Source organism: Glycomyces sp. YM15, assembly GCF_016918015.1.
GTDB lineage: Bacteria > Actinomycetota > Actinomycetes > Mycobacteriales > Micromonosporaceae > Glycomyces.
Genome location: NZ_JAERMK010000017.1, coordinates 18,705 through 44,845, shown reverse-complemented (window position 1 = coordinate 44,845; position 26,141 = coordinate 18,705). Strand labels below are relative to the sequence as shown.

The 26,141-nt window shown below is 70.2% G+C and carries 20 protein-coding genes; 2 read left to right on the top strand and 18 right to left on the bottom strand.

Translation table 11 applies throughout. The annotated features are described in order from the left end of the window. Positions 1–20: 20 nt before the first annotated feature. The 4 genes from JHY01_RS18410 to JHY01_RS18395 all read right to left on the bottom strand — a co-directional run bounded on the left by JHY01_RS18410 (position 21) and on the right by JHY01_RS18395 (position 5,071). Positions 21–803 carry a class I SAM-dependent methyltransferase gene (locus tag JHY01_RS18410; protein WP_205327135.1) on the bottom strand — a complete coding sequence of 261 codons (783 nt, stop codon included), beginning with the start codon at positions 801–803 and terminating at the stop codon, positions 21–23. A gap of 117 nt (positions 804–920) precedes the next feature. Continuing rightward, on the bottom strand, positions 921–2,066 hold the full coding sequence (locus tag JHY01_RS18405; RefSeq protein ID WP_205327134.1) for a GTP-binding protein: 1,146 nt from the start codon (positions 2,064–2,066) through the stop codon (positions 921–923). Between the two features lie 79 nt (positions 2,067–2,145). Then, complete coding sequence (locus JHY01_RS18400) at positions 2,146–3,180, bottom strand: GTP-binding protein (RefSeq protein WP_205327133.1); 1,035 nt, start codon at positions 3,178–3,180, stop codon at positions 2,146–2,148. Positions 3,181–3,211: 31 nt separating this feature from the next. Next, positions 3,212–5,071: a heavy metal translocating P-type ATPase gene (locus JHY01_RS18395; protein ID WP_205327132.1), complete on the bottom strand. Its 1,860-nt coding sequence runs from the start codon at positions 5,069–5,071 to the stop codon at positions 3,212–3,214. A 56-nt stretch (positions 5,072–5,127) separates the two neighbouring features. Here JHY01_RS18395 and JHY01_RS18390 point away from each other — a divergent pair, with 56 nt between their 5' ends. Together JHY01_RS18390 and JHY01_RS18385 are read left to right on the top strand one after the other, a co-directional pair. After that, on the top strand, positions 5,128–5,469 hold the full coding sequence (locus tag JHY01_RS18390; protein WP_205327131.1) for a metalloregulator ArsR/SmtB family transcription factor: 342 nt from the start codon (positions 5,128–5,130) through the stop codon (positions 5,467–5,469). 1,260 nt (positions 5,470–6,729) lie between these two features. After that, entirely contained in the window at positions 6,730–7,176 is a 447-nt protein-coding gene (locus JHY01_RS18385; RefSeq protein ID WP_205327130.1) for a hypothetical protein, read from the top strand. Positions 7,177–7,374: 198 nt separating this feature from the next. Here the strand turns inward: JHY01_RS18385 and JHY01_RS18380 are convergent, their stop codons facing one another. The 14 genes from JHY01_RS18380 to JHY01_RS18315 all read right to left on the bottom strand — a co-directional run bounded on the left by JHY01_RS18380 (position 7,375) and on the right by JHY01_RS18315 (position 25,587). After that, positions 7,375–8,238: an anchored repeat-type ABC transporter permease subunit gene (locus JHY01_RS18380; protein WP_205327129.1), complete on the bottom strand. Its 864-nt coding sequence runs from the start codon at positions 8,236–8,238 to the stop codon at positions 7,375–7,377. Continuing rightward, positions 8,235–8,999: an anchored repeat-type ABC transporter ATP-binding subunit gene (locus tag JHY01_RS18375; RefSeq protein WP_205327128.1), complete on the bottom strand. Its 765-nt coding sequence runs from the start codon at positions 8,997–8,999 to the stop codon at positions 8,235–8,237. Before JHY01_RS18375 ends, JHY01_RS18380 begins: the two co-directional genes overlap by 4 nt. Beyond that, positions 8,989–10,407: a TIGR03773 family transporter-associated surface protein gene (locus JHY01_RS18370; RefSeq protein ID WP_205327127.1), complete on the bottom strand. Its 1,419-nt coding sequence runs from the start codon at positions 10,405–10,407 to the stop codon at positions 8,989–8,991. Before JHY01_RS18370 ends, JHY01_RS18375 begins: the two co-directional genes overlap by 11 nt. Then, positions 10,404–11,924 (bottom strand): anchored repeat ABC transporter, substrate-binding protein, encoded by a 1,521-nt coding sequence (locus tag JHY01_RS18365; RefSeq protein ID WP_205327126.1) that lies wholly within the window; start codon positions 11,922–11,924, stop codon positions 10,404–10,406. The genes JHY01_RS18370 and JHY01_RS18365 overlap by 4 nt, the downstream gene beginning before the upstream one ends. Continuing rightward, positions 11,921–13,069 (bottom strand): WxL protein peptidoglycan domain-containing protein, encoded by a 1,149-nt coding sequence (locus tag JHY01_RS18360; protein ID WP_205327125.1) that lies wholly within the window; start codon positions 13,067–13,069, stop codon positions 11,921–11,923. Before JHY01_RS18360 ends, JHY01_RS18365 begins: the two co-directional genes overlap by 4 nt. 126 nt (positions 13,070–13,195) lie before the next feature. Continuing rightward, on the bottom strand, positions 13,196–13,825 hold the full coding sequence (locus JHY01_RS18355; RefSeq protein WP_205327124.1) for a choice-of-anchor M domain-containing protein: 630 nt from the start codon (positions 13,823–13,825) through the stop codon (positions 13,196–13,198). 133 nt (positions 13,826–13,958) lie between these two features. Then, on the bottom strand, positions 13,959–14,597 hold the full coding sequence (locus JHY01_RS18350; protein WP_205327123.1) for a choice-of-anchor M domain-containing protein: 639 nt from the start codon (positions 14,595–14,597) through the stop codon (positions 13,959–13,961). Between the two features lie 22 nt (positions 14,598–14,619). After that, positions 14,620–16,467: a choice-of-anchor M domain-containing protein gene (locus JHY01_RS18345; protein ID WP_205327122.1), complete on the bottom strand. Its 1,848-nt coding sequence runs from the start codon at positions 16,465–16,467 to the stop codon at positions 14,620–14,622. 182 nt (positions 16,468–16,649) lie between these two features. Continuing rightward, on the bottom strand, positions 16,650–18,725 hold the full coding sequence (locus tag JHY01_RS18340) for an alpha-galactosidase (protein ID WP_205327121.1): 2,076 nt from the start codon (positions 18,723–18,725) through the stop codon (positions 16,650–16,652). A 129-nt stretch (positions 18,726–18,854) separates the two neighbouring features. Next, complete coding sequence (locus tag JHY01_RS18335; protein ID WP_205327120.1) at positions 18,855–21,407, bottom strand: CBM35 domain-containing protein; 2,553 nt, start codon at positions 21,405–21,407, stop codon at positions 18,855–18,857. 19 nt (positions 21,408–21,426) lie between these two features. Next, a complete protein-coding gene (locus JHY01_RS18330) occupies positions 21,427–22,446 on the bottom strand; it encodes a LacI family DNA-binding transcriptional regulator (protein WP_205327119.1) in 1,020 nt (339 codons plus the stop codon). 30 nt (positions 22,447–22,476) lie between these two features. Then, positions 22,477–23,799, bottom strand: a complete 1,323-nt coding sequence (locus tag JHY01_RS18325; protein WP_205327118.1) for a sugar ABC transporter substrate-binding protein — start codon at positions 23,797–23,799, stop codon at positions 22,477–22,479. A gap of 38 nt (positions 23,800–23,837) precedes the next feature. Continuing rightward, entirely contained in the window at positions 23,838–24,653 is an 816-nt protein-coding gene (locus tag JHY01_RS18320; protein WP_205327117.1) for a carbohydrate ABC transporter permease, read from the bottom strand. 10 nt (positions 24,654–24,663) lie between these two features. Then, positions 24,664–25,587, bottom strand: coding sequence for a carbohydrate ABC transporter permease (locus JHY01_RS18315; protein ID WP_205327116.1), 924 nt, complete (start codon positions 25,585–25,587; stop codon positions 24,664–24,666). Between the last annotated feature and the right edge of the window lie 554 nt (positions 25,588–26,141).

Sequence of the window (26,141 nt, the reverse complement as noted above, 5' to 3'; positions counted from 1 at the left end):
TCCGACCGTTGCGCTGAGGTTCAGTCCTTGACGGCCAAGGTCTCCAGATAGTCGACCGGGAGCACGAGGCGGCCGGGTTCGGCGCGGCCGCGGGCGGCCAGGAGGGCGCGGAGGTCGGATTCGAGATCGCTCCAGCGGCCGGTCGGCTCCACCGCGGCGCGGATGCCGAGCCATGCCGGGTTGTTCGCGGTGATGTCGCGAACCGCGTGGTCGAGGTCGTCCCAGACGACGTCGACCGTGCGGACGGCGAACTGGAGCCGCACCGGCTGCGCCGCGAACACCCCCTTTGCGGTCTCGGGCCGGGCCCACCGTTCGACCGGCGCGCGCCCACCGCCGCCGCCGGGCAGGTACGGACGGACGATCGGGGCCATCGAGCCGAAGGCCGACTCGGGCGTCCAGGCCAGGACCGCGACGCGGCCGCCACTGCGGCACAGGCGGACGAGCTCGGCCGCCATCGCCTCCGGATCGGGCGCGAACATGCAGCCGAAGGCCGAGGCCACCAGGTCGAAGGAGGCGTCGCCGAGCGGGACCGCCGCCATGTCCGCCTCGATCCACTCGACCTCGGCGCCCGCGTCCCGGGCCCGCTTCCTCGCGAGCGCGAGGAGCGCCGGCGCGGCGTCGAGACCGGTGACCTCAGCCCCCGCGAGCGCGGCAGCGATGGCGAACGGTCCTGGGCCGCAAGCGATATCGAGCACCGCCATCCCCGGCCGGGCCGTCGCCGCAGCGAGCTGGACGCTCGCTTCGGCCCAGCGGTCGCCGTTGGAGGCGTAGTCGCCCATGCTCCACAAAGTTCCTGGCTGCACGTTCACTCCTTGGTAGGGCCGCCGCGGCGGCGAGGGTTCAGGATGCCACGGGAACCGGCTCGGCCGCGGGCATCGCGAGGCGCGCGTGTTCGGCGGAGTCGAGTGCGAACCGCTCGGTCAATGTGCGATCCCTGCGTGTACGTGGTCGTGGTGGTCCTCGAACCCGTGGGCGTCCCACGGTTCGAACGGGTCGGTGTCGATGGTTTCGCCTTCGTGGACGAGGCATTCGCGCAGCGCGGTCTCGAGGGCGGCGTGGTCGAGGGCGACGCCGATGAACACGAGTTCCTGGCCTTGGCCGGCGTCCCGGGCGGCGAAGGGGTCGAAGCGGGCGACGGCGCCGGCCTGGGACCACAGGGCGGTCACCTCCGGTCGCGTCGCGAGCCAGAAGAAGCCCTTGGAGCGCAGGACGGTTCCGAAGCGCCCGGAGTCGAGTTCCTGAACGAACCGCCACAGCCGTTCGGGATGGAAGGGCGCCGCGTCGCGGAAGAGCACGCTCGAGATCCCGTACTCCTCGGTCTCGGGCACGTGCTCGCCGTTGATCTCCTTGACCCAGCCGGGCGCCTCCTGCGCCTGGTCGAGGTCGAAGCGGCCGGTGCCGAGGACGCTCGCGGTGTCGATGCGGCCGTGGCTGGATCGGAGCAGGCGCGCTTCGGGGTTGAGGCGGCGCAGCACCGCCTCGACGCGGTCGGCCTCGTCAGCGGTGACGAGGTCGGTCTTGTTGAGTACCAGCACATCGGCGAATTCGATCTGATCGACGAGGAGGTCGGAGACGGTGCGGTCGTCGTCTTCGTAGGCGTCGAGTCCGCGCGAGACGAGGTCGTCGCCGCGTTGGAGCTCGATGAGCAGGTTCGCGGCGTCGACGACGGTGGTCATGGTGTCGAGCTCGGTCAGGTCCGAGAGGAGGCCCTGGTCGAGCTCGCCGAATGCGAAGGTCGCGGCGACGGGCATCGGTTCGGAGATGCCGCTGGACTCGATGAGCAGGTAGTCGAAGCGGCCGTCGCGGGCCAGCCGGGCGGCCTCTTCGAGGAGGTCGTCGCGGAGGGTGCAGCAGATGCACCCGTTGCTCAGCTCGACCAGGCGCTCCTCGGTGCGGGACAGGCTGCCGCCGTCGCGCACGAGGTCGGCGTCGATGTTGACCTCGCTCATGTCGTTGACGATGACCGCGACGCGCAGTCCCTCTCGGTTGCCCAGCACGTGGTTGAGCAGCGTGGTCTTGCCCGCGCCGAGGAAACCCGACAGCACCGTGACCGGCAGCTTCTTCATCGACAACCCTTCATTAATGGAAATGGTTGTCAGTTTAACTGATATGCGGCCGGCACCTTCCTCCAGTGGTGCCGAGCCGTCACCGGCTCAGGTCGCGCAGCCGCAGCAGTCGCCGCAGCCCCTCGGGATTGCGGCGGTTCGCGGGTGCGAGGGCGGCTTCGAGCCGCGGACGCACCGCCTCCTCGTTGAGACGGGTCCCGATCGCGACCAGTTCGGCGCCGGTCGCGACCTCGGCGCGGTCGGCGATGTGGACCTGAGCGCCGACGACGTTCACCGCGAAGCTCCGCAAGCGGCGGCCCGTGTCGACGGTGGCCGTGCCTTTGATCCGGTAGGCGCCCACCGGCGGGTCCTCGCACAGTTCGATCAGGCGGCCGGGGTCCACGACGGCGGAGGATCGCACGGTCACGGCCGCCGCGTGCCGGTGTCCCTCGTGGTGGTGCACCTGCCTGGCAAGCGCCGCAAGAGGAAGCTCGTCGACCGGGTCGTCGGCGGAGGCGACGTCGTACACGAGCTCCGGGTCCACCCGGCCTCGCGAGGTGCGCACGATGTGGATCCCGGGGTTGACCTCGCGGATGCGCGCCTCGATCGCGGCGAGCGCGGACTCGGCCCGGTCGGCGGGGAGCCGGTCGATCTTGTTGATCACCGCCAGCGTCGCGACGGCGAACCGCGCGGGCGGCGGGCCGTCGAGGTCCACAGTGGCGAAATGCTCGACCGCGTCGACGACGTCGATCACGCCGCCCGGCCGCACCCGCGCCACCTTGCTGGCCCGGATCATCCAGGCCAGCGCGCCCGGTTCGGCGATGCCGCTGGCTTCGACGATGACGGCGTCGAGCCGCCGGCGGGGATCGGTCAGCCGCTCCAAGGCGAGGTCGAGGCCGCCGACGTCGTCCAGGCAGCAGAGGCAGCCGCCGGAGATCGAGACCGGCTCGTCGATCTGCCCGGTCACCAGGGCGGCGTCGACGTTCACCGTTCCGAAGTCGTTGACGACCACGCCGACCCGCGCTCCCGGGCGGCTGAGCAGATGGTTGAGCAACGTCGTCTTCCCCGCGCCGAGATGACCGGACAGGACGATGACCGGCACCCGGTCGCTGTCGTTGAAGGCGAGGCTGCTCACCCGCAGAGGGTAACCGGGCGCCGGTGCGCCGCTAGAGCACCCGTTCGCTCCAGTGGCGGCGGCTCAGCAGGCGCAGGCCGTTGAGGCCCACGATCACCGTGGAGAGCTCGTGCCCGGCGACGCCGAGCACCAGCGGCAGGTCACCGAACAGGTCCCACGCGGCGAGCACCGCCATCACGGTGGCCGCGAAGGCCAGATTGACGCGAGCCACGCGTCTTGCCTTGCGCGCCAGGTCGATCGCGGCAGGCAGTGCGGTGAGACGCTGGCCGACCAGGACCACGTCGGCCGACTGCAGCGCCAGGTCCGAGGCGGTGCCGCCCATGGCCGCGCCGACGTGGGACGCGGCGAGCGCGGGCGCGTCGTTGATGCCGTCGCCGATGTAGAGGGTCCGGGTCCCGGCGAGCCGGTCGGCCTTGTCCCCCGGCAGCAGCGAGGCCTCGGCGTCGCCGATGCCGACGGCGGCGGCGACGCGGCGCGCGGCGGCCGAGTGGTCGCCGGTGAGGAGCCTCGAGTCAGTGCCGAGCCGGGCCTTGAGTGTCGAGATCGCTCGGGCGGCATCGGCCCTGACGGCGTCGGTGAGACCGATCGCGCCGAGCGGCCGCTTGTCGGCGATCACCACTGCCACGGTGAGGCCGTGCGCTTCGAAGTCGGCGACGATGCCGCGGGCTTCGGCGTCGTCTTCGGCATCGTCGAGGAGCACGGGATGGCCCACGAGGACCTCGACGCCGTCGACCACCGCGCGGACGCCGCGTCCGGGCATCGCCTGGAACTCGGTCGCTTCGGCGGGCTCGTCGAGCGCGGCGAGGACGTGCCCGATCGGGTGCTCCGAGCGGGACTCGGCCGCGGCCGCCAGGCGGCGCAGGCGGGCTTCGTCGCCGTCGAAGGCCCGGATCCGTTCGACTTCGGGCCGCCCGGTCGTGAGGGTGCCGGTCTTGTCGAACGCGGCCCGGTCGACCTCGGCGAGACGCTCCATCATCAAGGCGCTCTTGACGAGTACGCCCTGGCGCCCGGCGAGGGCCACTGCGGCGAGGAGGGGCGGCATGGTCGCGAGGACGATCGCGCAGGGGCTGGCGACGATCATGAACGTCATGGCGCGCAGCAGGGTCGGTTCGAACGCCGCGCCCGCGAGGAGCGGGACGCCGATGAGCGCGAGGGTCGCGGCGACGACGGCGAGCGAATAGGGCTGTTCGACCCGCTCGATGGTCAACTGGGTCTTGGACTTCGCCTCCGAGGCCTCCTCGACCTGGCGAGCGATGCGGGCGAGCACGGTGTCGGCGCTGGCGCGGTCCACCCGCACTTCCAGCGCCCCGGTGCCGTTCACCGTGCCGGCCAGCACTTGGGAGCCGAGGGCCTTGCGGCCGGGGAGGGCCTCGCCGGTGAGGGTCGATTCGTCTACTTCGGATTCTCCTGCGGTGACGGTGCCGTCTGCTGGGACGCGGTCGCCGGGCCGCACGAGCACCAGGTCGCCGGGGGCCAGCGCGGCGGCGTCCACGGTCTCCTCGCGGCCGTCGGTGATCCGCACGGCCCGGTCGGGGGCGTGTTCGAGGAGGCTGCGCACGGAGTCGGCGGTGCGCTCGGTCAGGACCGCTTCGAGGGCCCCGGAGGTCGCGAAGATGACGATGAGCAGGGCCCCGTCGAACCATTGGCCGATCGCGGCGGCGGCGACGGCGGCGATGACCATCAAGAGGTCGACTTCGAAGCGCGGCTTGCGCAGCGCGCTCAAGCCGTCCCAGGCCGAGCCCCAGCCTCCGGCGGCGTAGCAGGCGAGGTAGGCGGGCAGCCAGACCGAGGCCGGCGCGCCGGAGAGCTGGGCGATGCCGCCGACGGCGAACAGGGCGAGGGCCGTGGCGGCCCAGCGGACGTCGGACAGCCGGAACATGTTCACGAACATGCGCATCATCTTATATTCGCAGATACGCAGATAACAAGACGGAGTAAGCTGGGCGCATGCACGAGGGGATCGAGGACTTCACGATGCCGGGCGACGAGCTGGCGCGCGCCGCCGCCGACGCGTTGCGGATGCTCGCCGATCCGACCCGCCTCAAACTCATGTGGGCGCTCCTGCAGGGTGAGGAGAACGTCGCCTGCCTCGCCGACCTCACCGGCGCCCGCCCCACCGCCGTCAGCCAGCACCTCGCCAAACTCCGCCTCGCCGGCCTCGTCACCACCCGCCGCGAAGGCACCTTCGTCTATTACTCGGCGGCAGGCCACCATCTGAGGCCGCTTCTCGAGCAGGCCCTCTCCCACGCTGCCGACGTGACTGGCACCCCCAGCCCCACCGGGCACTGACCGCCTCCCCGGATCCTTCGTCGCCAGTCCGGCGGGTTCCATGCAGGGGCCGTATTGCATTGACGTCCTCATTGGGAGCAAAGAGGACGAAACGGATGGGTCGAAGGTCGGTGCCAAGCTCGCCGAGCTGCTGCTGGAGCGCGGCATGGTCACCGCCGAGCAGCCGCACCACACGCAGTCGGCGGCCGCGACTCGGATCCGACCTCCCCGCCACCCGAGTGCGACCGCGAATGCCTCTGCGACCTGCTCAGCGAGATCATCAGCCCCCGCAATCGACCTGGAGCAGACCCGGCCCGACCCGAGCCTGTACGCGAACCTCGACCTCGATGGTTGGCGACGCAGAGTCGGGCGCTGTCACAGCCTCGGCGACCTCAAGCGCTTGACCGACTGGAGGCACTGAACACAGCGAAGGGGCGCAACGACATTGGCGCACCCCTTTTCGGTCAGTGCGGTTGGAGGTTCAAGATGGCGGCGATGGGGAGGTGGACGGGTGGGGTGGGTTGGTCGGGTGGCGGGTCTGTTTCGGGTTGGGACGCAGCGGGACTGGTCGGATTTGGGGTGGGGAACATGAGGAGGTTCTCCACCTGTGGGTGATGACAGTCGGGGGCTGTATGGGGGACAATTGAGGTACGTACAGGGACAGGAAACTGGTACAGGTGTCGGGGTAGGTGTAAGCAGACTACGACAAGCCTCTGGCCGATCCGACAAACCGACTTGTTTCGAGGCGACGACCCGGTAAGCCAGGGTGCTCCTCCACTGGAGGCGTCCGATCTCACCCCCGTGCCATCGCCCGCAGCTGTCCGCGCCCCCGATGGGCCGTGACTGGGTGGACGATCCTAGTTGGGATCACCCCAACCAGAAGGCAGCGCCCCACACGGGGGCACCTGCGATTCGAGCACGACCCGCCAGCGTCAGCGGTGAGGCCACACCGAGCGAATAGAGGACTCGGTACGGCGACACCGCGAGCACGTCCATGGCGAACACCACCCCGTCCCGGCAGCGCCGCGCCCGCAAGCCCGCGCGACTGCAGGACGGATCCCAGGAACGGCAAGCGATCCTCGGGAGGCGAACCCGCCACCGGCATCCACCGGGCGGCCGCACCACTTCCTCAGGGACGGCAGGCACCAGCACCTGGCAGGAACGGCGCGCGGCCAGGTGAAAGCCTAAGGGCCGGAACCGGAAGCCGAAGCAAGACCAGCAGGGCCAGCAGGGCCAGCGAGGGAAGCAAGCGGAGCAGCGGGAAGGAGGCGACACAGGCGCATGAGGACCACGACCATGCACACGGACATGGACATGGACAAGAGCGCAACCGAGCCGAACTCGGCAGCTGACCGCTCCCGTGCTACCGACCACTCCGCCGCTGCGGCATCGAGACGGACCCGCCCGGCCCGACCGGAAGCGACCACCAGCCCCGGCCCGCACCACCAGCGCCACCCAGCTGACGCCACCACCGCCACCAGCAGCACCAGCGCCACCGGCGTCGTCAGCGACACGAGCGCACCGCCCGGGACCCGTATCCGGCCCGAGCCGCTATCGCGGCGAGCGCCCCAACTCCTGCCGGGATCCCGAGTCCGGCCTCAGCGACGGCAACGCACCCGAATCCCGCCACTCCAGTCGCTGATCGCATTGACCGCGACCGACAGCCAGCCCGCACGGCGGCATCACGCCCACGACCTCATCCTCACCGCTCCGTCGCTGACCGCTTGAACCCGGCCCCAACATCAGGCCCGCCTGCGCCGCGCGCCCAGAGTAGACCTTCGCCACTTCGTCGCTGGTTGCCTGCAACCCATACGAAGTCTTATCCCGCCAGAAGGTGACGAGCCCTGAGGCGTCGTGACGGACCCGAAAGACCGGGCGGGGGTGGCGGTGTGCCAGGCGAGGACTGCCTCCCCCCGTCCGGTCCGGCTACTGCGCCGCCGGGGCGGCCGCCTCCTTCGAGCGGCGCTTCCAGAGGAGGCCGTGCTTCGGGGCGGCGAGCCAGGCGAGTAGGAACATGCCCGTCAGGACCAGCACGATCATGCCTCCGGCCGCCAGGTTGTAGTGATAGGAGATATACAGGCCCGCAATCGATCCGAACGCCGCCAGGACGCACGCGACGGCGGTCATCGTGCCGAGCCGCTCGGTGCCCATTCGGGCCGTCGCCGCCGGGGTCACCAGCAGCGCCAGGACGAGCACGTTCCCGACCGCTTGGAGCGCCACCACGATCGCGGCCGTCACCATCGCGTACAGGACCATGTCGAGCACCAGCACCGGCAGTCCGGAGGCCTTCGCCGTCTCGCGGTCGAGGCTCACCGCGATCAGTTGGCGGCGCAACAGGAACGTGAGCGCCACCAGCACCGCGCCGACGACCGCCACGGCGATCACGTCGCCGTCACCGAGCGCCAGGATCTGTCCGAACAGGAACGAGGTGAGGTCGCCCGTGTAAGCGTCCTGGGTCGAGACGATCACGATGCCCAGGCCGAACGAGCCTGCCCAGAAGATCCCGATCACGGTGTCCTCGTTGAGCCTCCGCGTCTGGCTGATCAGCGCGATCGCCACGGCGGTGATGATCCCCGCCGCGGCTCCGGTGAGCGAGAGGTTCGCGTGCAGCACGAACCCGACCGCGACGCCGGGGAAGACGGCGTGGGCTACGGCGTCGCCGATGAAGGCCATGCCGCGCAGCACGACGAACGCGCCGACCACGACGCACACCACGGCCGAGATGAGCGCGACGGCGAACGCGCGCTGCATGAACGCGAGCTGCCACGGCTCGGTGAGCCACTCGATCATGCCGTCTCCTTCGCGGTACCGGTGAGCAGCAGCTCGGATTCGGCGACCCCGAAGGCCCGCAGCCACAACGCCGGGTCGTCCAGTCGGGACGGCGGGCCGTCGGCGACCACCGTGCGGTTGAGCAGGCACAGTCGCGTGCAGACCGCCCGCGCCTGGGCCAGGTCGTGCGTGGTCATCAGGATCGCGGTGCCTTCCTCGGCGAGCTGGGCGAGGAGCCCGACCAGGAGTTCCTGGGTCGGGACGTCGACGCCGGTGAACGGTTCGTCGAGCAGCAGCAGCCCGGGTTCGCGGGCCAGCGCGCGGGCGACGAGCACGCGCTGGCGCTGGCCGCCCGAGAGCGCCCCGATCGGACGGGTGGCGAGATCGGCGAGACCGACGCGATCGACGGCTCGCGCCGCGGCCTCGCGGTCGGCTTTGCGCGGGCCGCCCATCCAGCGGGTCGCCGTGCGGGCGTTGAGCACCGCCGCACCGACGGTGATCGGGAAGTCCCACGCGAACTCGTGTTTCTGGGGGACGTAGCCGAGGCGGCCGCGGGCCCCGCGAGGCGGGCTCCCGGCGATGCGGACGGTGCCGGTGTCAGGGTTGAGCAGGCCGAGGACGGCGCGTAGGAGCGTGGTCTTGCCCGCGCCGTTCGGGCCGATGAGGCCCACGGTCTCTCCGGGGGCGACGGCCAGGTCCACGTCGTGGAGGACCTGGTTGCCGCCCAAGGTGACGGCGACTCCGGAGACTTCCAGGCCGGAGCCTTCCAGTTCAGCTCGCATCGGATTCCTCGACTGCGGTTGTGGTCGCGTTGCGGCGCTTGCGGGTCGCCACCATGATGAGGATGCCGGCCACGACCGCGACGGCCGCCGCGCCGAGGCCCCACAGGAGCCAGCCGGTGCCGGTGGTGGGCATGATGCCGCCCTTGTCGTCGTCGCCGGAGGCGTTGTCGTCGCCGGATCCGTCGCCGGAGCAGGCCGCGTTCGGGTCCGCGGCGGCGCCGACGGCCAGTTGGAGGTCCTTGGTGTCGGTCACCGTCGTGCCGTCGCCGGTGGTGGCGGCGAATTCGACGGTGAGGCGGTAGACGCCGGGTTCGGAGAAGGTCCAGTTGCCGTGCGCGTGGGTGTTGCGCGGGATCGAGACGGTCTGTGGCAGTGCCGCAGCGGAGTCGAAGAGGATTTCGGCGCCGCCGAACGTGCCGGTGAGGAAGATCGTGAAGTCGCCTGGGCCGTCGACTTCGGTCAGGTTCCATTCGACCGCGCCCGGGACGCCGTCGATGACGCTGGAGTCCTGGGTGTTCCAGCCGGGCCAGACGATGCCGGAGGCTTGGACCTGCGGGAGCATGTAAATCTCGTCGCCCGGGGCGCCGAGGAAGCCGAAGTCGCCTTCGGGGATCGGGAACAGCGCGGTGTCGGGGACCTGGAGCACGACGTCCTCGAGTTCGCGCCAGACCGATTCGGAGGCCCGGTCGTCGCGCAACTGGGCGGTCCAGGTGCCGTCGACGAAGCGGGGGCCGATGTCGACGTGGCCGTCGGTGACGATCTCGCAGGCGGTGTCGGCCTGCGCGCCGCCGCGGTTCCCGCCGGTCGCGACGGCCTGTGCCTCTTGGACGGTGGCGGCTTCGGCGGTGAGGCTGTAGGTGGCCCGGGCGGCGGTGGAGGCCTGGCCGCGGCCGGTCGCGGGGACCGAGCCCTTGGCGTCGCCGTCCTCGCGGGCGACGAGTTCGAGCGTGTACTGGCCGGGCGCGTTCACGGCGAGGACGACGGGGGTGGCGGTGCCGGCGGTGAGTGTGAACGTGGCGGTGTCGGCGGTGGTGGCGAGCGGCACGGCGGTCCCCGTGCTTTCGAAGGTGTACAGCCAGGCTTCGCCCGGGCCTTCGGTCTTCGCCAGGGACACTTCGACATCGGCGTCGGTGTCGCTCGCGTCGAGCATCGGGAAGGTCTGGCCGTCGGTGGTCCCGGCGACCCAGACGAGGTCACCGGCGTCGCCGAGGAACGCGAAGTCCTCGCGTTCGGGGACGATCGAAGGTACCGTGTCGAGTTCGCCCGGCGCGTTGATCTCCAGTCGCGACCCGGCGGACTCGAACTCCGCGATCCCCTCGGCCCCTTGGGCGTTCGCGGGCGCGGCGTACAGGCCCGCCGCGAGCGCGGCGGCCCCCGCGAGGGCCGCCGTCCGGTGGTGTCGTCTCATCGGTCTCCTCCCAGGCAGCGGCTCAGCGCAGAGGCGTTCTGCCGCATCATGTCAATATAGGTCGGTGCGTCTTGGGGCAGTGCGTCGCCGTGCAGGGTGCAGACCTCGACGCCCTGGTCCTCGGCCACTTGGCGCAGCACTGAGGCGCGGGCGTGCAGGTTGGGTTCGACGAAGACGGCCTTCACCTCGAGGTCCGCGATGGTCTCGGTGAGGGCTTCGACCTGCTTGGCGCTGGGCTCGGCGGCCGGGTTGGGGACGACGAACCCGGCGATCTGCATGCCGTAGGCGTCGGCGAGGTAGCCGAACGCGTCGTGGGTGGTGATGAGCTGGCGGTTCGCCTCGGGGATGGACGCGATCGCCGCCGCCACTTCGGCGTCGAGGTCGTCGAGTTCGGCCATGTAGGCGTCGCGGTTGGCTTCGTAGGTCTCGCGGCCTTCGGGGTCGCGTTCGATGAGGGCGTCGGCGATGACCTGGACGTAGGCCTTCGCGTTGGCGACGTCCTGCCACAGGTGCGGGTCGATCTCGCCGTGCACGTGCTTTCCGAGGACGGCCTGCGGGAGCTGGTGGATCTCCTCCCCCGCCGCCCCCAGGAACGCGAACTGCTCCCCTTCGGGGATCACCTCGACGGCCTTGGTGGGCACGTCGATCACGACCGAGTCGGTGGCGAGCTCGCCTCGGTCGTCGTCGCGGACGATGAAGCCGCCGGTGCCGTTCGAAGCACTGTCGAGGTCGACGGTGAGGTCGGCGTGGCCGCTGTCCAGGACGGTCGCGCCGGGTTGGACTTCGCGCGGGTTGACGCCGACGGCGTAGGTGAAGGTCGCGGTGCCCGCGTCGGTGGCGGCGCCGTCGTCGGTGAGGGTGGCGGCGGTGGTCAGGGTGTAGACGCCGGGTTCGGTGAAGGTCCAGTTGACGTGCGTGTGCGCGTTGGGCGGCAGGGTGATGACGTCGTCCTCGGCGAGGCCGTCGGCGGTGTTCCAGTAGATCTCGGGTCGGCCGAAGGCGTCGGTGAGGAACATGGCGGCCTGGCCGGGGCCGGTGAAGTCGGTGAGGCGGATGCCGATCTCGGCCGAGCGGGTCTCGGTCGCGCCGCGCACGCCGAAACCGAGCCAGACGGTGTCGAGTTTGATGTTCTCGACCAGCGGCATGAGCTTGGCGCCGTATGGCTCCGCGTTCTCGGCGAGGGAGAGGTTGGGGGCGTCCTCGGGGACGTTCGCGTCGAAGAGCTTGATGAGCGGGTGGTCTTCGAGCAGCAGGTGGTTGGTGAAGGCGAGCTCGGCCTTGGCGACTTTGGCGGCGTCGTTCGGGCTGGGCTCGTAGGAGTGCGGGTCGCCGCCGGGCGGGACGATCGTCTGGACGTTGACGCGGCCGCCGCCGACCGTCTCGGTCCAGTTCTTGATGAGTTCGGTGGTGACGACGACGTCGACGCCGTCGCTGCCGCCGCCCGCGCTGGAGCATCCGGTGAGCGCCAGCGCGGCGGCGCAGGCCGCGGCGGTGAGGGTGGCGGGGGTGCGTCTCATGCTTCGGCGGGCTCCTTCGCTGGTGCTGCCGCGGACGGTGTGTCCGGGTCCGGGCCCGGGTCGGCGTCGGGGCCTTCGGCCGAGTCGGGCTCGGTCCTGGGTTCGGGCTCGGGTTCCGGTGCGGGTTGGATCGCCCTGCCGCGCTTGCGTTTGCGAGCCTTGACCCAGATCCAGATCGTGAGGGCGAGCAGTGCGAGGGCGGCCGCCTGCGTCCAGGGCGGGGCCCAGAGGCCGGTCTCGTCGGAGCGCGAGGACAGGCGGGCCTCGTCGTCGGCCTCGTTGACGGCTGCGGGCCGGACGGTCAGTTCGAGGTGCTCGTAGAGGAGCGGCCAGACCCCTTCGAGGCGCGCGGTGCCCTCGTAGCGATCGCCGGGGAGGATCTGTGGGAGTTCAATGACGTGGAACTCCTTCTTGAGCAGTCCCCAGGGGCCGGAGACGCGGGCGACGAGTGTCCCTTCGAGACGGACGTTGCCGGTGTTCTCCACCGAGTACTCGAAGCTCAGGTCGCCGGGCTCGATCGGGTTCCAGGTGTAATGGAAGGCCTCGTCGTCGGATTCGGGGATCAGGTTCGGATCGAGGTCTCCGGTCACGCGCAGATGGATGCGGGCGCCGACGCGCCGCTCGACTCGGATCTCGTCGCCGCTCGCGTCGGCGGCGGTCTCGGTGACGGCCGCGACGATGCCGCCCACGTGGTCGCCGGGCGTGGCGTCGGCGGGGACGGTGAGTGCGAACGGCACGTCGAGGCGGGTCTGCGGCGGGATCGTGAGTGCTGGTTCGTTGAAGCCGATCCAGGAGCCGACGTCGATCGGGACCTCGCCGGAGGGCAGCAGGTCGAAGGCGCCGGTCGCGGTGGTGAAGGCGTCCGAGGCGTACAGGCGGACGGTGATCGGTTCGGTGCCGAAGTTGGAGACGCCGACGAAGTCGATGAGGGTCGCTCCGGGGTCGAGCTCGTAGTCGAAGGCGGCCCGGCCGTCCGGTCCGTCCTGACTGGACGGGAGGACGCCCCAGGTGACGGCGGCGGGCTCCTCGGCCGTCTCGTCTTGGGCGGCGGCGGCATTCGCCGCGAGCAGCGCCGCGGCGGTCAGGGACGCGGCCAGTGCGGCGGCGCTCAGGATTCTGAGACTCAGCGCGGGAATGGGTTTCACGGGGGGACTTTCGGATCGGGGGGTGCGGGGGGGGGGGGGGGGGGGGGGGGGGGGGGGGGGCCCCCCGCCCCCCCCCCCCCCCCCCCCCCCCCCCCCCCCCCCCCTCTGTGGGAGGGAATGCGGTCGTTAGCCGACGTCGAAGGTGTAGGTGACCGGGTCGGAGGTCACCGCGCCGTCGGTGACGTGGGTGCCGGTGAGCTGGAAGGTCAGCGTGTAGGTGCCGGGCTCGGTGAAGACCCAGGTCGGGTGGTGGTGGGATTCGGAGACGGCGATGGTGCCGTCGTCGCAGGCCGGGTCGGTGTGGAGGCGGGTCACGCCGGTGGCGGCGTCGTAGACCGACACCTGGCCGCCGGTCGGGGCGGTGTAGGAGAGGAGGTCGACCGTGACGCTGCCGCCGAAGTCGGCGCGGTTGAGGCCCTCGGTGTTCCAGCCGGCCCAGATCTTTCCGGTGGTCTCGAGCCGGGGCAGGACCCAGTTCGTCCCGGCGTCCCAGCGGCAGGCCGTGGCGTTGGCCTGGGTGACCTGGTGTGCGCTGTGGACGTCGAAGATCACGTCGGCCGGTTCCACGATCTGGCCGGTGGCGTAGAGCTTCACGTTGAGGTCGAGTTTGTTCGCGGTGTCGTCGTAAGCGAGTGCGAGGACGTCGACGTGCCCGGAGCTGACGGTGGTGGCGGCCTGCGCGGTTCCGGAGAACAGCAGGGCGGCGACGGCGCCGATGGCGCCGGCCACGATGGAGGATTTTGCGAGGTTTCGCATGGGGTTCCCTTCTGGAGACGGGTGGGCGGGGCAGGGCGGTCCGGGGAGTGTGTCGGGCCGCCCTGCCCTCGTATGGGTGGCCGATCGGGCCGGCCGCGGATCGGCAGGCGGTGATCAGCGCTTTGTGCGGGGTTTAGGCCTCGACCCAGAACCAGTAGTCGACTTCGCCGGTCGAGACGGTCTCGCCGGTGCCGGCGAGCACGCCTTCGGCTTCCACGGTGATCTTGTGCAGGCCGGATTCGCCGAAGGCCCAGTTCAGGTGGCCGTGGCTGGCGGCGGTGACGTCCCAGGAACCGGGTCCGGCGTCGGAGTCGAACAGGACGTTCGGGGTGCCGAGGTCGTCCACGGTGTACAGGTCGACGTCGCCCCAGGCGTCGTGGACGGTGATCTGGAGCGAGTCGCCGGCGAAGTCGCCGGGGAGGATCTCCTCGGTGGCCCAGCCCGCGAACAGGAGGCCTTCGACCTCGGTGTCGGGCAGGATCCACACGTCCTCTCCCGCGGTGCCGATGAAGTCGTACCCGGCGGGGACCGTGGTCTTGGCTTCGTTGTTGGCCTTGAGGATCACCTCGGAGGGGGCGTATTCGACGTCGTTCTCCTCGTCGTGGACGTGGAGTTCGAGTTCGCCCGCTTCATAGGCGAGGCCGAGCACATCGGCGTGTCCCTGGTCGAGGACGGTCCAGCTGGAGCCCTGGGCGAGGGCCGGGGCGGCGGTGGCCGCGAGGACCGCTGCGGCGGCTGCCGCTACGGCGGAGAGTTTCGCGATGGTGCGCAAAGCGGGGTTCCTTTCGAGTTGTCTAGATTGCGGTGAAGGTGACGAGCGCGGTGTAGGTCCCGGACTCGACGTCGGTGGGCAGGTCCAGTCGGAGGTCGGCGCCGAGCACGCAGGTGCCCTTGCCGGACCCGGCCGCGGCGGCGGCGAGGATCTGCGAGGTGGAGAGGCCGGGGCCGCCGTCGAGTTCGCCTTGCACGGCGGCGCCCGGCGTGACCTGCTGGCTGTCGCCCGTGGACACGACGCCGGGGAGCCAGCCGAGGTGGGAGCCGCTGAATCCGCCTGCGTCGCCCGCGAACTCCGAGACCTGCGCGGCGACGTTCCAGCCGGGGTCGGCCGAGCGGGTGTCGGTGACGGTGACCGGTCGCAGTTCGCCTTCGGTGGTCCAGCGGGTGGCGGTGCTGTCGAGCGCCAGCGCGGGGAGGACCACGTCGCGGTCGTTCGGGTCGACGCTGATGACGAGGCCGCCCGCGTCGGTGTCCACCGTGGCGGTGATGGTCTGGGTGTGCTCGAGGTCGGGATTACCCGGGTCGTCGGGGTCGTTCGGGTCGTCGGCGGGCCACGCTTCGACGACGAAGACGTACTCCTCAGGGGTGGAGGCGACTGCGGTGCCGTCGGCGAGGGTCGTCTCGACCTGCCAGGTCAGGGTGTAGACGCCGGGTTTCGTGAAGATCCAGTTGGCATGGGCGTGCGTGCGCGCCTGGGTGCCGATGGCGTCGGGGAGGCCGTTGCTGCTGTCGACCAGGACGGCGGCCCCTCCGAAGTCGTCGACCTGGTACATCAGCAGATCGCCGGGGCCTTCGACGGCGCTGAACACCAGGGACATCGAGTCGCTCGCGAGTTCGCTCGCCAGGATCTGCTCGGTGCTCCAGCCGGCGAACAGCAGGCCGTCCATCTCCGTGTCGGGGAGTATCCAGACCGGGTCGCCGGCCGCGCCGATCGTCTCCCAGCCCGGCTGGGACACCAGGCCCTCGGAGAGTGTCGTCTTCGTCCTCGGGGGCACGAAGAACACCACGTCGTCCGGGTCCCGGTAGACCGCGCCGCCGTCGTGGACGCCGCTGCCGTCCTTGAGGTTCAGGGTGAGCGTGCCGTCGTCCTCGATGTTCGAGTTGAAGACGTCGACGTGTCCTGTCTCGAGGACGAGCCGGTCGTCCAGGCCGGGCGTGCCGGGGTCCGGATCGGGGTCGACCGGGTCGGGGTCCTCGCCGGGGAGGTCGCCGACGACCCACTGGTAGTCGTACTCCTGGGAGGCGACCGGGGTGCCGTCGGCCAGGGTTCCGCTGACCTTCCAGGTGAGCGTGTACTCGCCTTCGGCGGTGAAGCCCCAGGAGGAGTGGACGTGGGAGTTGACGTTCACGTTGATCGAGTCGGGCAGGCCGTCGCGGGTGTTGAAGTGGACGGTGTTGCCGCCGAGGTTCCCGGGGCTCCAGAGGACCAGGTCGCCGGGGCCTTCGGCACCGGCCAGGGTCATCTGGATCCGGTTGTCCTCGAGCTGGCCGGATTTCAGCGGCTCGGTGCTCCAGCCGGCCCACAGCAGGCTGTGGTCCTGCGTGAACGGCAGGATCCAGACCGGGTCGCCCGCCTTTCCGACGAAGTCGAGAAGGCCGCCTTCGGGGATGGTCGCCTTGGCTTCGGGGAGGACCTGGAAGAGGACGTCGTCGGGGTGGTGGTACCGGGTCTCGTCGCCGGTGTCGTCCTTGACCCGCAGCTTGAGTCGGCCGCCGTCGAGGTGGACCTGCATCGCGTCGGTGTGGCCGACCGACAGGACGGTGCGGTCGCCGGTCTGGGCCGATGCCGGGGGCGCCGCCAGCGCGGTGAGGAGGAGCGCGGCGGCGAGGGCTCCGGCTCGCGGCAGCGCTGAGGTCAGGGTCATCGGGGGTCCTTCGGGGTCGTGGGCGGGGACGCCTCATCATGCTAACGGAAATCATTATCAATATGAAGTCCACAGAGATCCGAGTTCGGTGACGTCGAATACCAAGGGGTTGCGCATATGCGAACGCGCGCATGAAAAATGGCGGCAGACCGTTCAGGTCTGCCGCCACTGGACGCTCGTGGCTACGGGAGCCTGGTCAGCTCGATCATCGCCGACGCGTAATCGGCCGGGTCGAGGCCCAGTTCGAGGCCGTGCGAGACGAGGATCGCGCCGTGGTGGACGCGGCCGGTGCGCTCCTCCCGGTAAAGGGCGTCGGGGTCGAGCCCGTGGAGTTTGAGCAGCGGGTCCGGGTAGGCGAACGCCCGGGCCCGGCGCCAGACCAGGACCACCGTCCGGTCGCCCCGGTCGTATTGGACGCCCGTGACCGCCCCGGCCCGCAGCGGACGGCGGCGGCCCAGCTGCACGGTGGGACGGATCCGCTTGTAGTCGGCCACCAGCTCGGCGCCGCGGGCCTGGTCCTCATCGCTCCAGATCCGCAGGTCCCCGCCGACGGCGAGCACCCCGGCCATCGCGACGTGGAAGCGGAAGTCGAGCGGCACCTCCCTGCGCGTCAACGGGTTCGGCGAGTCGGTGACCCACGCGCCCATGACCCCCGCCGGGTAGACCTGCGCGAAGCCGTCCTGGATGGCGATCCGGTCGACGGCGTCCGTGTTGTCCGAGGTCCACACCTGGTCGGTGCGGCGGAGGATGCCGAAGTCGACCCGGCCGCCGCCGGAGGAGCACGATTCGATGCGCAGATCCGGGTGGTCGGCGCGGAGCCGGTCGAGGATCGCGTAGAGGTTGCGGGTGTGGTCGAACCAGAGCCGGTCCGCGTCCGGGCTGCCCGGCCACCCGGCCTCGGTGAAGGGCCGGTTCATGTCCCACTTGACGAAGTCGATCTCGTTCCGGCTCAGCAGCTCGTCGAGGCGGGCGTGGAGGTGGTCGGCCACGTCGGGGCGGGCCAGGTTGAGCACCAGCTGCTGCCGTACCTCGCTGCGGCGGCGGTGCGGCTGGTGGTAGACCCAGTCCGGGTGCGCCCGGTACAGGTCCGAGTCGGGGTTGACCATCTCCGGCTCGACCCAGATCCCGAACCGCATCCCGCGGCGGTGGACGTGCTCGATCAAGGGCCCCAGGCCGTCGGGGAACCGGTCGGGGTTCGGTGTCCAGTCGCCGAGCCCCGCCCGGTCGTTGACGCGGGCGCCGAACCAGCCGTCGTCCATGACGAACAGCTCGCAGCCCATGGCAGCCGCCCGGTCGGCCAGCCGCATCTGGTCCTCGGCGGTGAAGTCGAACTCCGTGGCCTCCCAGGAGTTGTAGAGGACCGGGCGGACCTCGTCGGGATGCGGCAGGACGTGGGAGCGCGCGTAGTCGTGCCAGGCGCTCGCGGCCGACGCGAAGCCGCCCGCGGTGTGGACCCCGGCCGCGATCGGGGTCTCGAGCGTCTCGCCCCCGCCCAGGCGGATCGTGATCGGGTCGTGGCCGAAGCCGGCCGAGACGACGACGCTGCCCGTGGGGCCCTTCTCGACGGTGATGCGCCAGGTCCCGCTCCAGGCGAGCGCGGTCGACCAGACCGGGCCCGCCGTCTCGGTGGCCTCGCCGTCGTCGATGGCGACCCACGGGTTCGCCTGGTGGCTCGTGATCCCCCGCCGGGAGCCGATCACGGTCTCCCCGTATGGAATCGTGGTGCGGGTGAGCTGGGTTTCGGAGCCCCATTCGCCGTGGAGCTGGCTCAGGCGCGGGTTGTCGAGTCCGGGCACGACCCAGGTCGCCGAGTCGGCGCGGATGACCTCGATCGGCTCGGTGCCCGTGTTGCGCAAGGCGAGTGTGCGTTCGATAACGTCGGAGCCGGGGTGGGTGCGATAGCGGGTGCGCACTTCGAGCGGATAGTGGCGGTCGGTGAAGACGACGGTGAGGTCGCCGTCCTGCTCGATCGCTTCGGCGAAGACGAGTTCGAGGTCGCGCGTGCCGTCGCTGAAGCGGACCTGGAGCCCGTTGTGTCCGTATTGGAACGCCGATGCGGCACCGAGGTCGAATCGGGGCTCGCGGCCCACGACCGGCCGGAACGGGGACTCCGGCAGGTCGAGCAGCGCCAGCGCCTGCTCGGGGCTCAGCCTGGGTCCCCAGTGGAGGCCGCGGAGGCGGTCGTGTTCGTCTACGGCCACGACATAGCTCGTGTTCGGCGTGTCGATGGCCCAGAGGCGGGTGTCCTGCGCTGGCATGGACGTCCTTTCAGAGGTTCAGACTTTCGGTGGTGGTGCCGGTCGTGGTGAGAGCCCGCCCCACTGGATGGGGCGGGCTCTCGGGCCCCTCGACGAAGCTTGCGAGTCGTAAATGTGCCAGGCCCGGGTCTAGTTCAGGAGCGGCGCGATCGCGAAGTGGTCGAAGTCGGCGGCGCGGCTTTCGCGATCGCCGATGTCGGTGCGGAGACCGGGGTTGCCGATCTCGATGGTGTTGGCGCCGGCCTGGAGGTCGACGATGAGCGGGTAGGACCAGAAGTCGTTCCAGCTCCAGGTGGCGCGCATGGGCACCGTGGCGGCGGGTTCGCCGTTCACGGTGAACTCGGCGTAGCGGGAGATGATGTCGATGTTGTAGGCGTGACCGCCGCTGCGCTCGTCGTTGGCGTAGTGGACGAGCAGCAGGTGGGGCCCGGCCTCGTCGGCTTCGACGGTGAGCGTGGCGGTGTCGCCTTCGCCGCCGCCCACGCCGGTGATCGCCTGGCCGCCGGTGGCCCAGGGGTTCTCGGTGAGTGCGGCGGTGCCGGCGAGTTCGACGTCGGCGGCCGCGATCTGGGTGAAGCCCGCGTCGCCGCCGTCGCCGGTGACGGTGAGGTCGTGGACGTTGAGGCCGCGTCGGCCGGCGGCGCTGAGGGCGATGCGGTTGACGCCTTCGTGGAGGGCCAGGGTCTGCTCGTCCTGCAGTTCGAAGGCGATGTCCTCGCCGTGCGGGCCGATGACGATGAGTTCGCCCTTGCCGTCGGCGTCGACGGCGACCTCGTAGTAGCCGTCGGCCGGGGCGTAGACGTCGAAGACGACCTGCTCGTCGCCGTTCACCGTGACGCCCGCATGGCGGCCGTAATGGTAGTCGGCGTCGCCTTCGGTGCGGGCGAACACGGCCGGGTAGGTGTGGGTGTCCACTACGGACGGGGTGAGGTCGATCTTGTCGATGCCGGCCTCGCCGTGGGCGGTTCCGGCCACGGTGTCGCTCTTGGCGAGCGCGAGGGTGTTCCGGCCCGCTTCGAGTTCGACCTGGAGGGTGACCTGGCCCCGCGAGCCCCACTGCATGGTCGAGGGGTAGGTGACGGTGGCGGCGTCGCCGCCGTTGACGGTGAGGAACTGCTCGGTCGGCGAGGCGCCTACGGCGAGGTCGCGGCCGTAGGTGTTGCCGTAGGTGACGGTGAGGTCGTACGCGCCCGACTCGGGAACGTCCACGGTGAACTCCACGCGGCTGTCGGCGCGGTTCAGGGAGCCGACGCTCTTGCCTCCGGAGGCGGGGAAGGCGAACGGGTTCGAGGCGCTGCCCTCGTTGTAGACCGTGCCCGCGGTGATGGCGGCGTCCTCGGCCTCCCAGGTGCCGGACCAGGGCACCTCGACGCGGTCGGCGGCGCCGGTGCCCGGGGTGAGGGTGATCCAGTAGGCGGACATGGGGTCGAGTCCCTCGAGGTCGATGCTCGCCGCGCCGTCCTTGCCCGGGCGCAACGCGATCTGGTCGACGGCCCGCGGCGCGGACGAGGAGCCCTCGTTGCCGGTCCAGGCGATCTCATGGACCGTGGCGGTGACCTTCTTGCCGAGGTCGAGGCCGGTGAAGTCGACGGTGGCGTCGCCGGAGCCGCCGCCGAGGAGGATCTGCGCCTGGCGCTTCGACTCGTCGTAGGAGGCGATGCCCTGGAGGGTGTCGACGGCGTTGTCCTGCGGGGGCGTGACCTGCGCGGTCTGGCCGGTCATCTGCGAGTAGGTCTTGAGGAACCACCAGCCGCCGTTGGGGACGTTGGTCTGCGGGGCGTTGCCGGAGAGGCCGCCCGCGGCGGTCCAGTACGCCATGTCGGCGAGCGCGTCGGTGTCCTCGAACATCGCCGCCCACTGCACCATCTGGCCGGGCATCCCGAAGTCGCGGTTGTTGCCGTACTCGTTGATGTTGATCTGGCGCGGCTCGAGGCCGAGCTCGGCCTCGAGCGCGCGGTAGTCCGCCTCGTTGCCCGCGTAGTACCGCAGCGAGTCCGGGGAGAGCTCATGCCAGGTGATGACGTCGGGGACGGTGCCCGCCGCGGCCGTGTGCTCCATGAAGTCGCGCATGAAGCGGGCGTCGTAGTGGGATTCGTTGGGCCCGGCGATCGGGGTGTCCGGCGCGATCTCGCGCAGGCGCTCGTAGGCGAGGTCCCAGTCGTGGAAGAAGCGGGCGGTGGTCCCGGCGTAGTCGGCGCCGCGGTTGTACCAGATCCAGTTGGGTTCGTTGAAGGGCACGTAGACCAGCCGGTCGGCGTGCTCGGAGGCCTCCATGACCGGCACCATCGCCTCGACCTCGGCGAGATAGGCGTCGATCCCATCGTTCTGGTACGGCCAGTCGGGGTACCAGTCCTGGAGATTGACGAAGGCGTCGCCGCCGTCGTGCTCGGCGAGCGCGGCGAGGACGTCGTTCGCGTCGCCGTTGGGGTGCTGGGTGCCGCCGGTCGGCTTGGGGGCCATCGAGGACATGTGGAGGGGGTCGAGGAGGTTGTCGCCGGGCACGCCGTTCTCGGAGATGCCGTACAGGGAGCCGACGGCGCCGTGGACGGGCGCCCCCGTGAGCCGCCCGAAGTCGACGGCGAGGACGGGAGCGTCCTGGCCTTGGGCGGGTGCGGCCGCGAGACCGGTGAGGAGTCCGGTCACGGCAGTGGCCGCCAGTCCTCTGCGGAGGAGTGGATGCATTGCAGCCCTTTCGTTGTCGTCAATGACGAGGAGGTCCCGAGGTCTCCCGGACGATGAGTTCGGGAGACCGCCAGGACGGGCGGGGATCGGGGCCGCCTTCGAGCTTGTGTCGCAGGAGTTCGAAGGCGCTGCGGCCTACGCCGCGAAAATCGAGGTCCATAGTGGTCAGACCGGGGACGTGGTAGGCGGCCATCGGACTGTCGTCGCAGCCGATGACGCTGAGGTCGCCGGGGATGCCGCGCCCCGCGCGGTGGGCGGCGTGGAGGACGCCGAACGCGAGGTCGTCGTTGCCGCACATGATCGCGGTGACCTCGGAGTCGGCGACGAGCCCGGCCGCCGCCTCCGCCGCCGACCCGATCGTCCAGCCCGACTGGACCACTTCGGGCGGTTCGACCCCCGCCTCGGCCAGCGCCTCGGCCCAGCCGTCCTGACGTCGCGCCTTGCCCGGCATCGCGAGGTAGTGCACGGTTCGATGGCCCATGGACAGGAGGTACTTCGTCGCCCGCTTGGCGACGGCGCGGTCGTCGAGCGGGACGAGCCAGTCGGCGGCATCGGGTTCGCGGCCGAGCTGGTCGTCGCCGGTGGCGACGACCGCGCCCGGCTGGGCGTTCCTGAGGACGCGCCGGGCCTGGGTGGTGGTCTCATCGTGGGCTATGACGATCGCGGGGGCGCCGTCGTGGGAGAGGCGGGCGAGGATGTCGCCCTCGGTGTAGGTCTGCTCGGGATCGAGCACGGAGATGAGCACGGTGAACCCGGCGGCGCTGGCGGCGTCCTCGATGCCGCGGAGCGTCTCGGCCGTGCCGTACAGGGAGGTGTCGAAGGTGAAGACGGTGACCGACCGCACGGCGCCGCCGGCGAGCGTGCGGGCCGACCGGTTGGGCCGGTAGCCCAGGTCGGCGATCGCGGCTTTGACCCGGGCCCTGGTGGCGTCGGCGACCATCGGGGCGTCGTTGATGACGCGCGAGACGGTCTGGTGCGACACCCCCGCTCGCTTGGCCACGTCGAAGATGCTCACGGGTCTGGGGCCGGCGGCGCTCATGCTGTCGATTGCCTTTCGGTTCGGTTGCGGCTATTCGGCGTTGGCCAAGGCGACGACCGCCTCGGCCGCCTCCTGGGCGTCCTTCTGCCCCAGCCACACCTGATTGAACTCGTCCATCGCGGCGGTGCCGAAGGCGGCGTCGTTCATCGACATCGGATAGCCGATGGTGGTGCCCTCGGCCGCGGTCTGGAAACCGGTCACGTCGATGCCCTCGCCGGCCCAGTAGTCGGCGAAGCCCTGGTTGAGGGACGCGACGCCGGGCCAGACCGAGCCCATGCCGGTGGCGATGGACTGGGCCTCTTCGGAACCGAGGAATTTGACGAGCTCCCAGGCCTCGTCGGGGTGCTCGGTGCCCGCGTAGATCGCGTTGGAGAGGCCGTTGATGACGGTGCCGGATCCGACGGGTCCGGAGGGGTTGTCGGCCACCGCCCACGAACCCGGTTCGAGGCCGTCGCGGTAGAAGCTGAGCATCCACGAGCCGTCGAGCGTGGTCGCGGCCTGCCCGGGGACGACGTAGTCGCCGGGGACGCCGCCGTTGGGCTGGTTGGTGGACTCGGCGGGGACGGCGACGTGCCACTTGTTGTAGAGGTCGGCGGTGAACTGGATGGCCTCGACGCATTCGGGGGCGTCGATGGCGTAGTCGCCCCAGGGCTCGGTCTGGAGGGAGCAGCCGTTCTGGACCGCGTAGTTCCACCAGTCGGTCTGGCCGGTGTTGGAGGACATCGCGGTCCCGTACTGGACCACGTTCTCGGGGTCGAAGTCGGGGCTCAGGGCGTTGTCGCCGTCGGCGTCGACGGTGAGCTTCCGCAGGAACTCCACATAGGTGCCGCCGTCGACGGGGTTCCATTCGAGGTCGTTCACGGTGGCCGGGTCGATCCCGGCGGCTTCGAGCGCGTCGAGGCGGTAGACGAGTGCGATGGAGTCCCAGTCCTTCGGGAGACCGTACTGCTCGTCCTCGTACTGCCAGGAGTCGTAGAGGTTCTCGGGGTAGATCGAGGGATCGACGCCGTCGGCCTCGATGTCATCGGTGATCGGCAGGAGGACGCCGTTGGAGGCGTAGGTCGGGAAGCGCGAGACGTGGTTCCAGAACACGTCGGGTGCCTCTTCGGCCGCGAACCGGCTGTCGAGCCCGGCCCAGTAGTCCTCCCAGGGGTTCTGCTCGAGCTCCACTTCGATGTCGGGGTGGTCCTCGTTGAAGGCCTCGATCATGGCCTCGATGGCGGGCCGCTGGTTGTCGTCCCAGAAGGCGTATCGCAGCGTCACCGGGCCGTCGTCGTCGCCGCCGCAGGCGGCGAGTCCGGCGGGGAGGGCGAGCGCGAGGGCGGCGAGGGCCGCTGTGCGCGTCTTGTTCATGCCGTAATGCCTTTCATGTCGTTGAGAGGTGCGGGACGTCACTTCATGCCGCTGAGGGCGATGGAGCGGACGATGTGGCGCTGGAAGACCAGGAAGACGGCGACCAGCGGGAGGAGCGCCATGGTGGAGGCGGCCAGGATGAGGTGGTACTCCTGGTTGAACTGGGACTGCATCTGCGCGATGCCGCGGGTGATGACCCTGGTGGACTCCGAGTGGGTGATGATGAGCGGCCACAGAAGGTTGTTCCAGGTGTTCACGAAGCTGATGATCGCGAGCGTGCCGAGGATCGGCTTGGCCATCGGCACCATGACGCGCCACAGGATGGTGAACGTCCCGGCCCCGTCGATGCGGGCGGCGTGCTCGATCGATTCGGGGATGGTCTTGAAGTACTGGCGCACCAGGAACACCCCGTAGGGCATCAGGAAGCCGAACACGAACGGCAGGATGAGTCCGATGTGGGTGTCGACCAGGCCGAGTTCGCGCACGATGATGAAGGTGGGCACGAGGGTCACGATCTGCGGCACCATCAGGGTCGCGATGTAGGCCCAGAACAGCTGTTCGCGGCCGGGGAAGTCGAGGCGCGCGAACGCGTACGCGGCGAGGGTGGAGAACACGAGCTGCCCGATCGTGACCGCCACGGCCACGATCACCGAGTTCGCCACGAAGGTGGCGAAGTCGTAGCGGCTCCACACCTCGGAGAAGTTCGAGAAGACCGGGTCGACCGGGGGCATCCAGGGCTCGGAGGTCAGGATCTCCTGTTTGGACTTGAAGGCGCCGTTGAGCGTCATCAGGTACGGGGCCACCGAGATCAGCGCGCCGATGACCAGTACCAGGTAGAGCGGGAGCTTCTTCATGCGTTGGGCCCTAACTGAAGTCGTAGGTGGTGCGTTTACGGAAGAACGCGGCCTGCGCGATGGTGATGAGCGCGATGATCGCGAAGAGGACCACGGCGAGCATCGCGGCGTACCCGGCGTTGCGCTGCGTGAAGGACTCCAGGTAGATCTGGTAGTTCAGCGTCGCGGTGGACCCGGCCGGGCCGCCCGCGGTCATCACGTGGATGGTGTCGAACACCTGGAACGAGCCGATCACGCTGGTGATGAGCACGAACAGCATCGCCGGGCGCAGCAGCGGCAGCGTGATCGCGAAGAACCGGTGCAGCGGCGATGCGCCGTCCACGTCGGCCGCTTCGTAGAGCTGGGCCGGGATGGCCTGCAGCCCGGCGAGGAAGAACAGCATGGTGTACCCGGTGTACTGCCAGACGTTCACCGATGCGATCACCGGCATGGCCCAGGTGGAGTCGGTCAGCCAGGCCGCGCCGTCGATCCCGAACAGGTCGAGGAAGCGGTTCAGGGCCCCGTACTGCGGGTCGAAGACCCAGCGCCAGATCACGCCGAGGGCCACCGGCATCGCCATCCAAGGCAGCACGTAGAGCACGCGGAAAGCGTTGCGGGCCTTGATCTTCGCGTTGAGCGCCAGCGCGAGCAGCAGGGCCAGCACGGTCTGGGCGGGGATGTTGAGGAGCACGTAGTAGAACGTGTTGCCGATCGACTTGAGCGCCCGCTCGTCCCCCGCCAGCTCCCGGTAGTTCTCGAGGCCGATGAACTCGGGGTCGGACAGCAGGTTCCAGTCGTAGAAGCTCAGGAGGACGACGATCACGATCGGCGCGATGAGGAAGACGGCGAAGCCGAGGAGGCTCGGGGCGAGCATCGCGTAGGCCTCGAGGATCGCGCGGGGCCTCGGGCGCTGCCGGGAGCGCGGTCGGGGCGCGGTTTCGAGCAGGTTTGGCATGGCACCTGGCCAGTCGCGTAGGAGACGGGATGCGAGGAAATGTTAGCGCTCACGGTTGATACACGTCAATATATCAATAGCATTTGATCGAGATTCCGTGAGCGCTCACAGTTTCGGCGAGCCGAGGCCGACGAGGTGATCGGAGACTCTTGGCCCCGCCCCGGGCGCGCCCGCCGGGGACGAACGCCGACACACCTCGAGCAGCCGCGCCGGCCCTGCCCGACTCCCGCCGACACGACTCCCTAAGCGGGGCAAGCCCGACGGATGCGCTGCTCAGCACCAGTGGTTCTCACCGTCGGTGATCGCATGGGAGCGAGATCGTCGGTCCCTCCTGTTAGGATGACATCGGTACCGCCCCGGCCCCGCCACGAGCATGGCTGAGCGGCTTGACAAACCTCTCGAACCCCCTGCAGAGCCATAGAAGAGCTCAAGATCCCATGTCTTGACCGTGGTCCGTGGGAGCGCTGCGCCAACGAGGTCGCCGACCGCTCCCCTACCCGCGTCGGCCAGTGCGGCGAGCCCGGCCGCACGCGGGCCGGCGCGCCCCTCGACTT

Bases quoted from the DNA above. Each gene is read 5' to 3' on its own strand.
- JHY01_RS18320 (WP_205327117.1), bottom strand. From the start codon at position 24,653: ATGAAGAAGCTCCCGCTCTACCTGGTACTGGTCATCGGCGCGCTGATC.
- JHY01_RS18345 (WP_205327122.1), bottom strand. From the start codon at position 16,467: ATGACCCTGACCTCAGCGCTGCCGCGAGCCGGAGCCCTCGCCGCCGCG.
- JHY01_RS18315 (WP_205327116.1), bottom strand. From the start codon at position 25,587: ATGCCAAACCTGCTCGAAACCGCGCCCCGACCGCGCTCCCGGCAGCGC.
- JHY01_RS18405 (WP_205327134.1), bottom strand. From the start codon at position 2,066: ATGAAGAAGCTGCCGGTCACGGTGCTGTCGGGTTTCCTCGGCGCGGGC.
- JHY01_RS18355 (WP_205327124.1), bottom strand. From the start codon at position 13,825: ATGCGAAACCTCGCAAAATCCTCCATCGTGGCCGGCGCCATCGGCGCC.
- JHY01_RS18370 (WP_205327127.1), bottom strand. From the start codon at position 10,407: ATGAGACGACACCACCGGACGGCGGCCCTCGCGGGGGCCGCCGCGCTC.
- JHY01_RS18365 (WP_205327126.1), bottom strand. From the start codon at position 11,924: ATGAGACGCACCCCCGCCACCCTCACCGCCGCGGCCTGCGCCGCCGCG.
- JHY01_RS18385 (WP_205327130.1), top strand. From the start codon at position 6,730: ATGAGGACCACGACCATGCACACGGACATGGACATGGACAAGAGCGCA.
- JHY01_RS18380 (WP_205327129.1), bottom strand. From the start codon at position 8,238: ATGATCGAGTGGCTCACCGAGCCGTGGCAGCTCGCGTTCATGCAGCGC.
- JHY01_RS18330 (WP_205327119.1), bottom strand. From the start codon at position 22,446: ATGAGCGCCGCCGGCCCCAGACCCGTGAGCATCTTCGACGTGGCCAAG.
- JHY01_RS18340 (WP_205327121.1), bottom strand. From the start codon at position 18,725: ATGCCAGCGCAGGACACCCGCCTCTGGGCCATCGACACGCCGAACACG.
- JHY01_RS18325 (WP_205327118.1), bottom strand. From the start codon at position 23,799: ATGAACAAGACGCGCACAGCGGCCCTCGCCGCCCTCGCGCTCGCCCTC.
- JHY01_RS18390 (WP_205327131.1), top strand. From the start codon at position 5,128: ATGCACGAGGGGATCGAGGACTTCACGATGCCGGGCGACGAGCTGGCG.
- JHY01_RS18395 (WP_205327132.1), bottom strand. From the start codon at position 5,071: ATGTTCGTGAACATGTTCCGGCTGTCCGACGTCCGCTGGGCCGCCACG.
- JHY01_RS18335 (WP_205327120.1), bottom strand. From the start codon at position 21,407: ATGCATCCACTCCTCCGCAGAGGACTGGCGGCCACTGCCGTGACCGGA.
- JHY01_RS18375 (WP_205327128.1), bottom strand. From the start codon at position 8,999: ATGCGAGCTGAACTGGAAGGCTCCGGCCTGGAAGTCTCCGGAGTCGCC.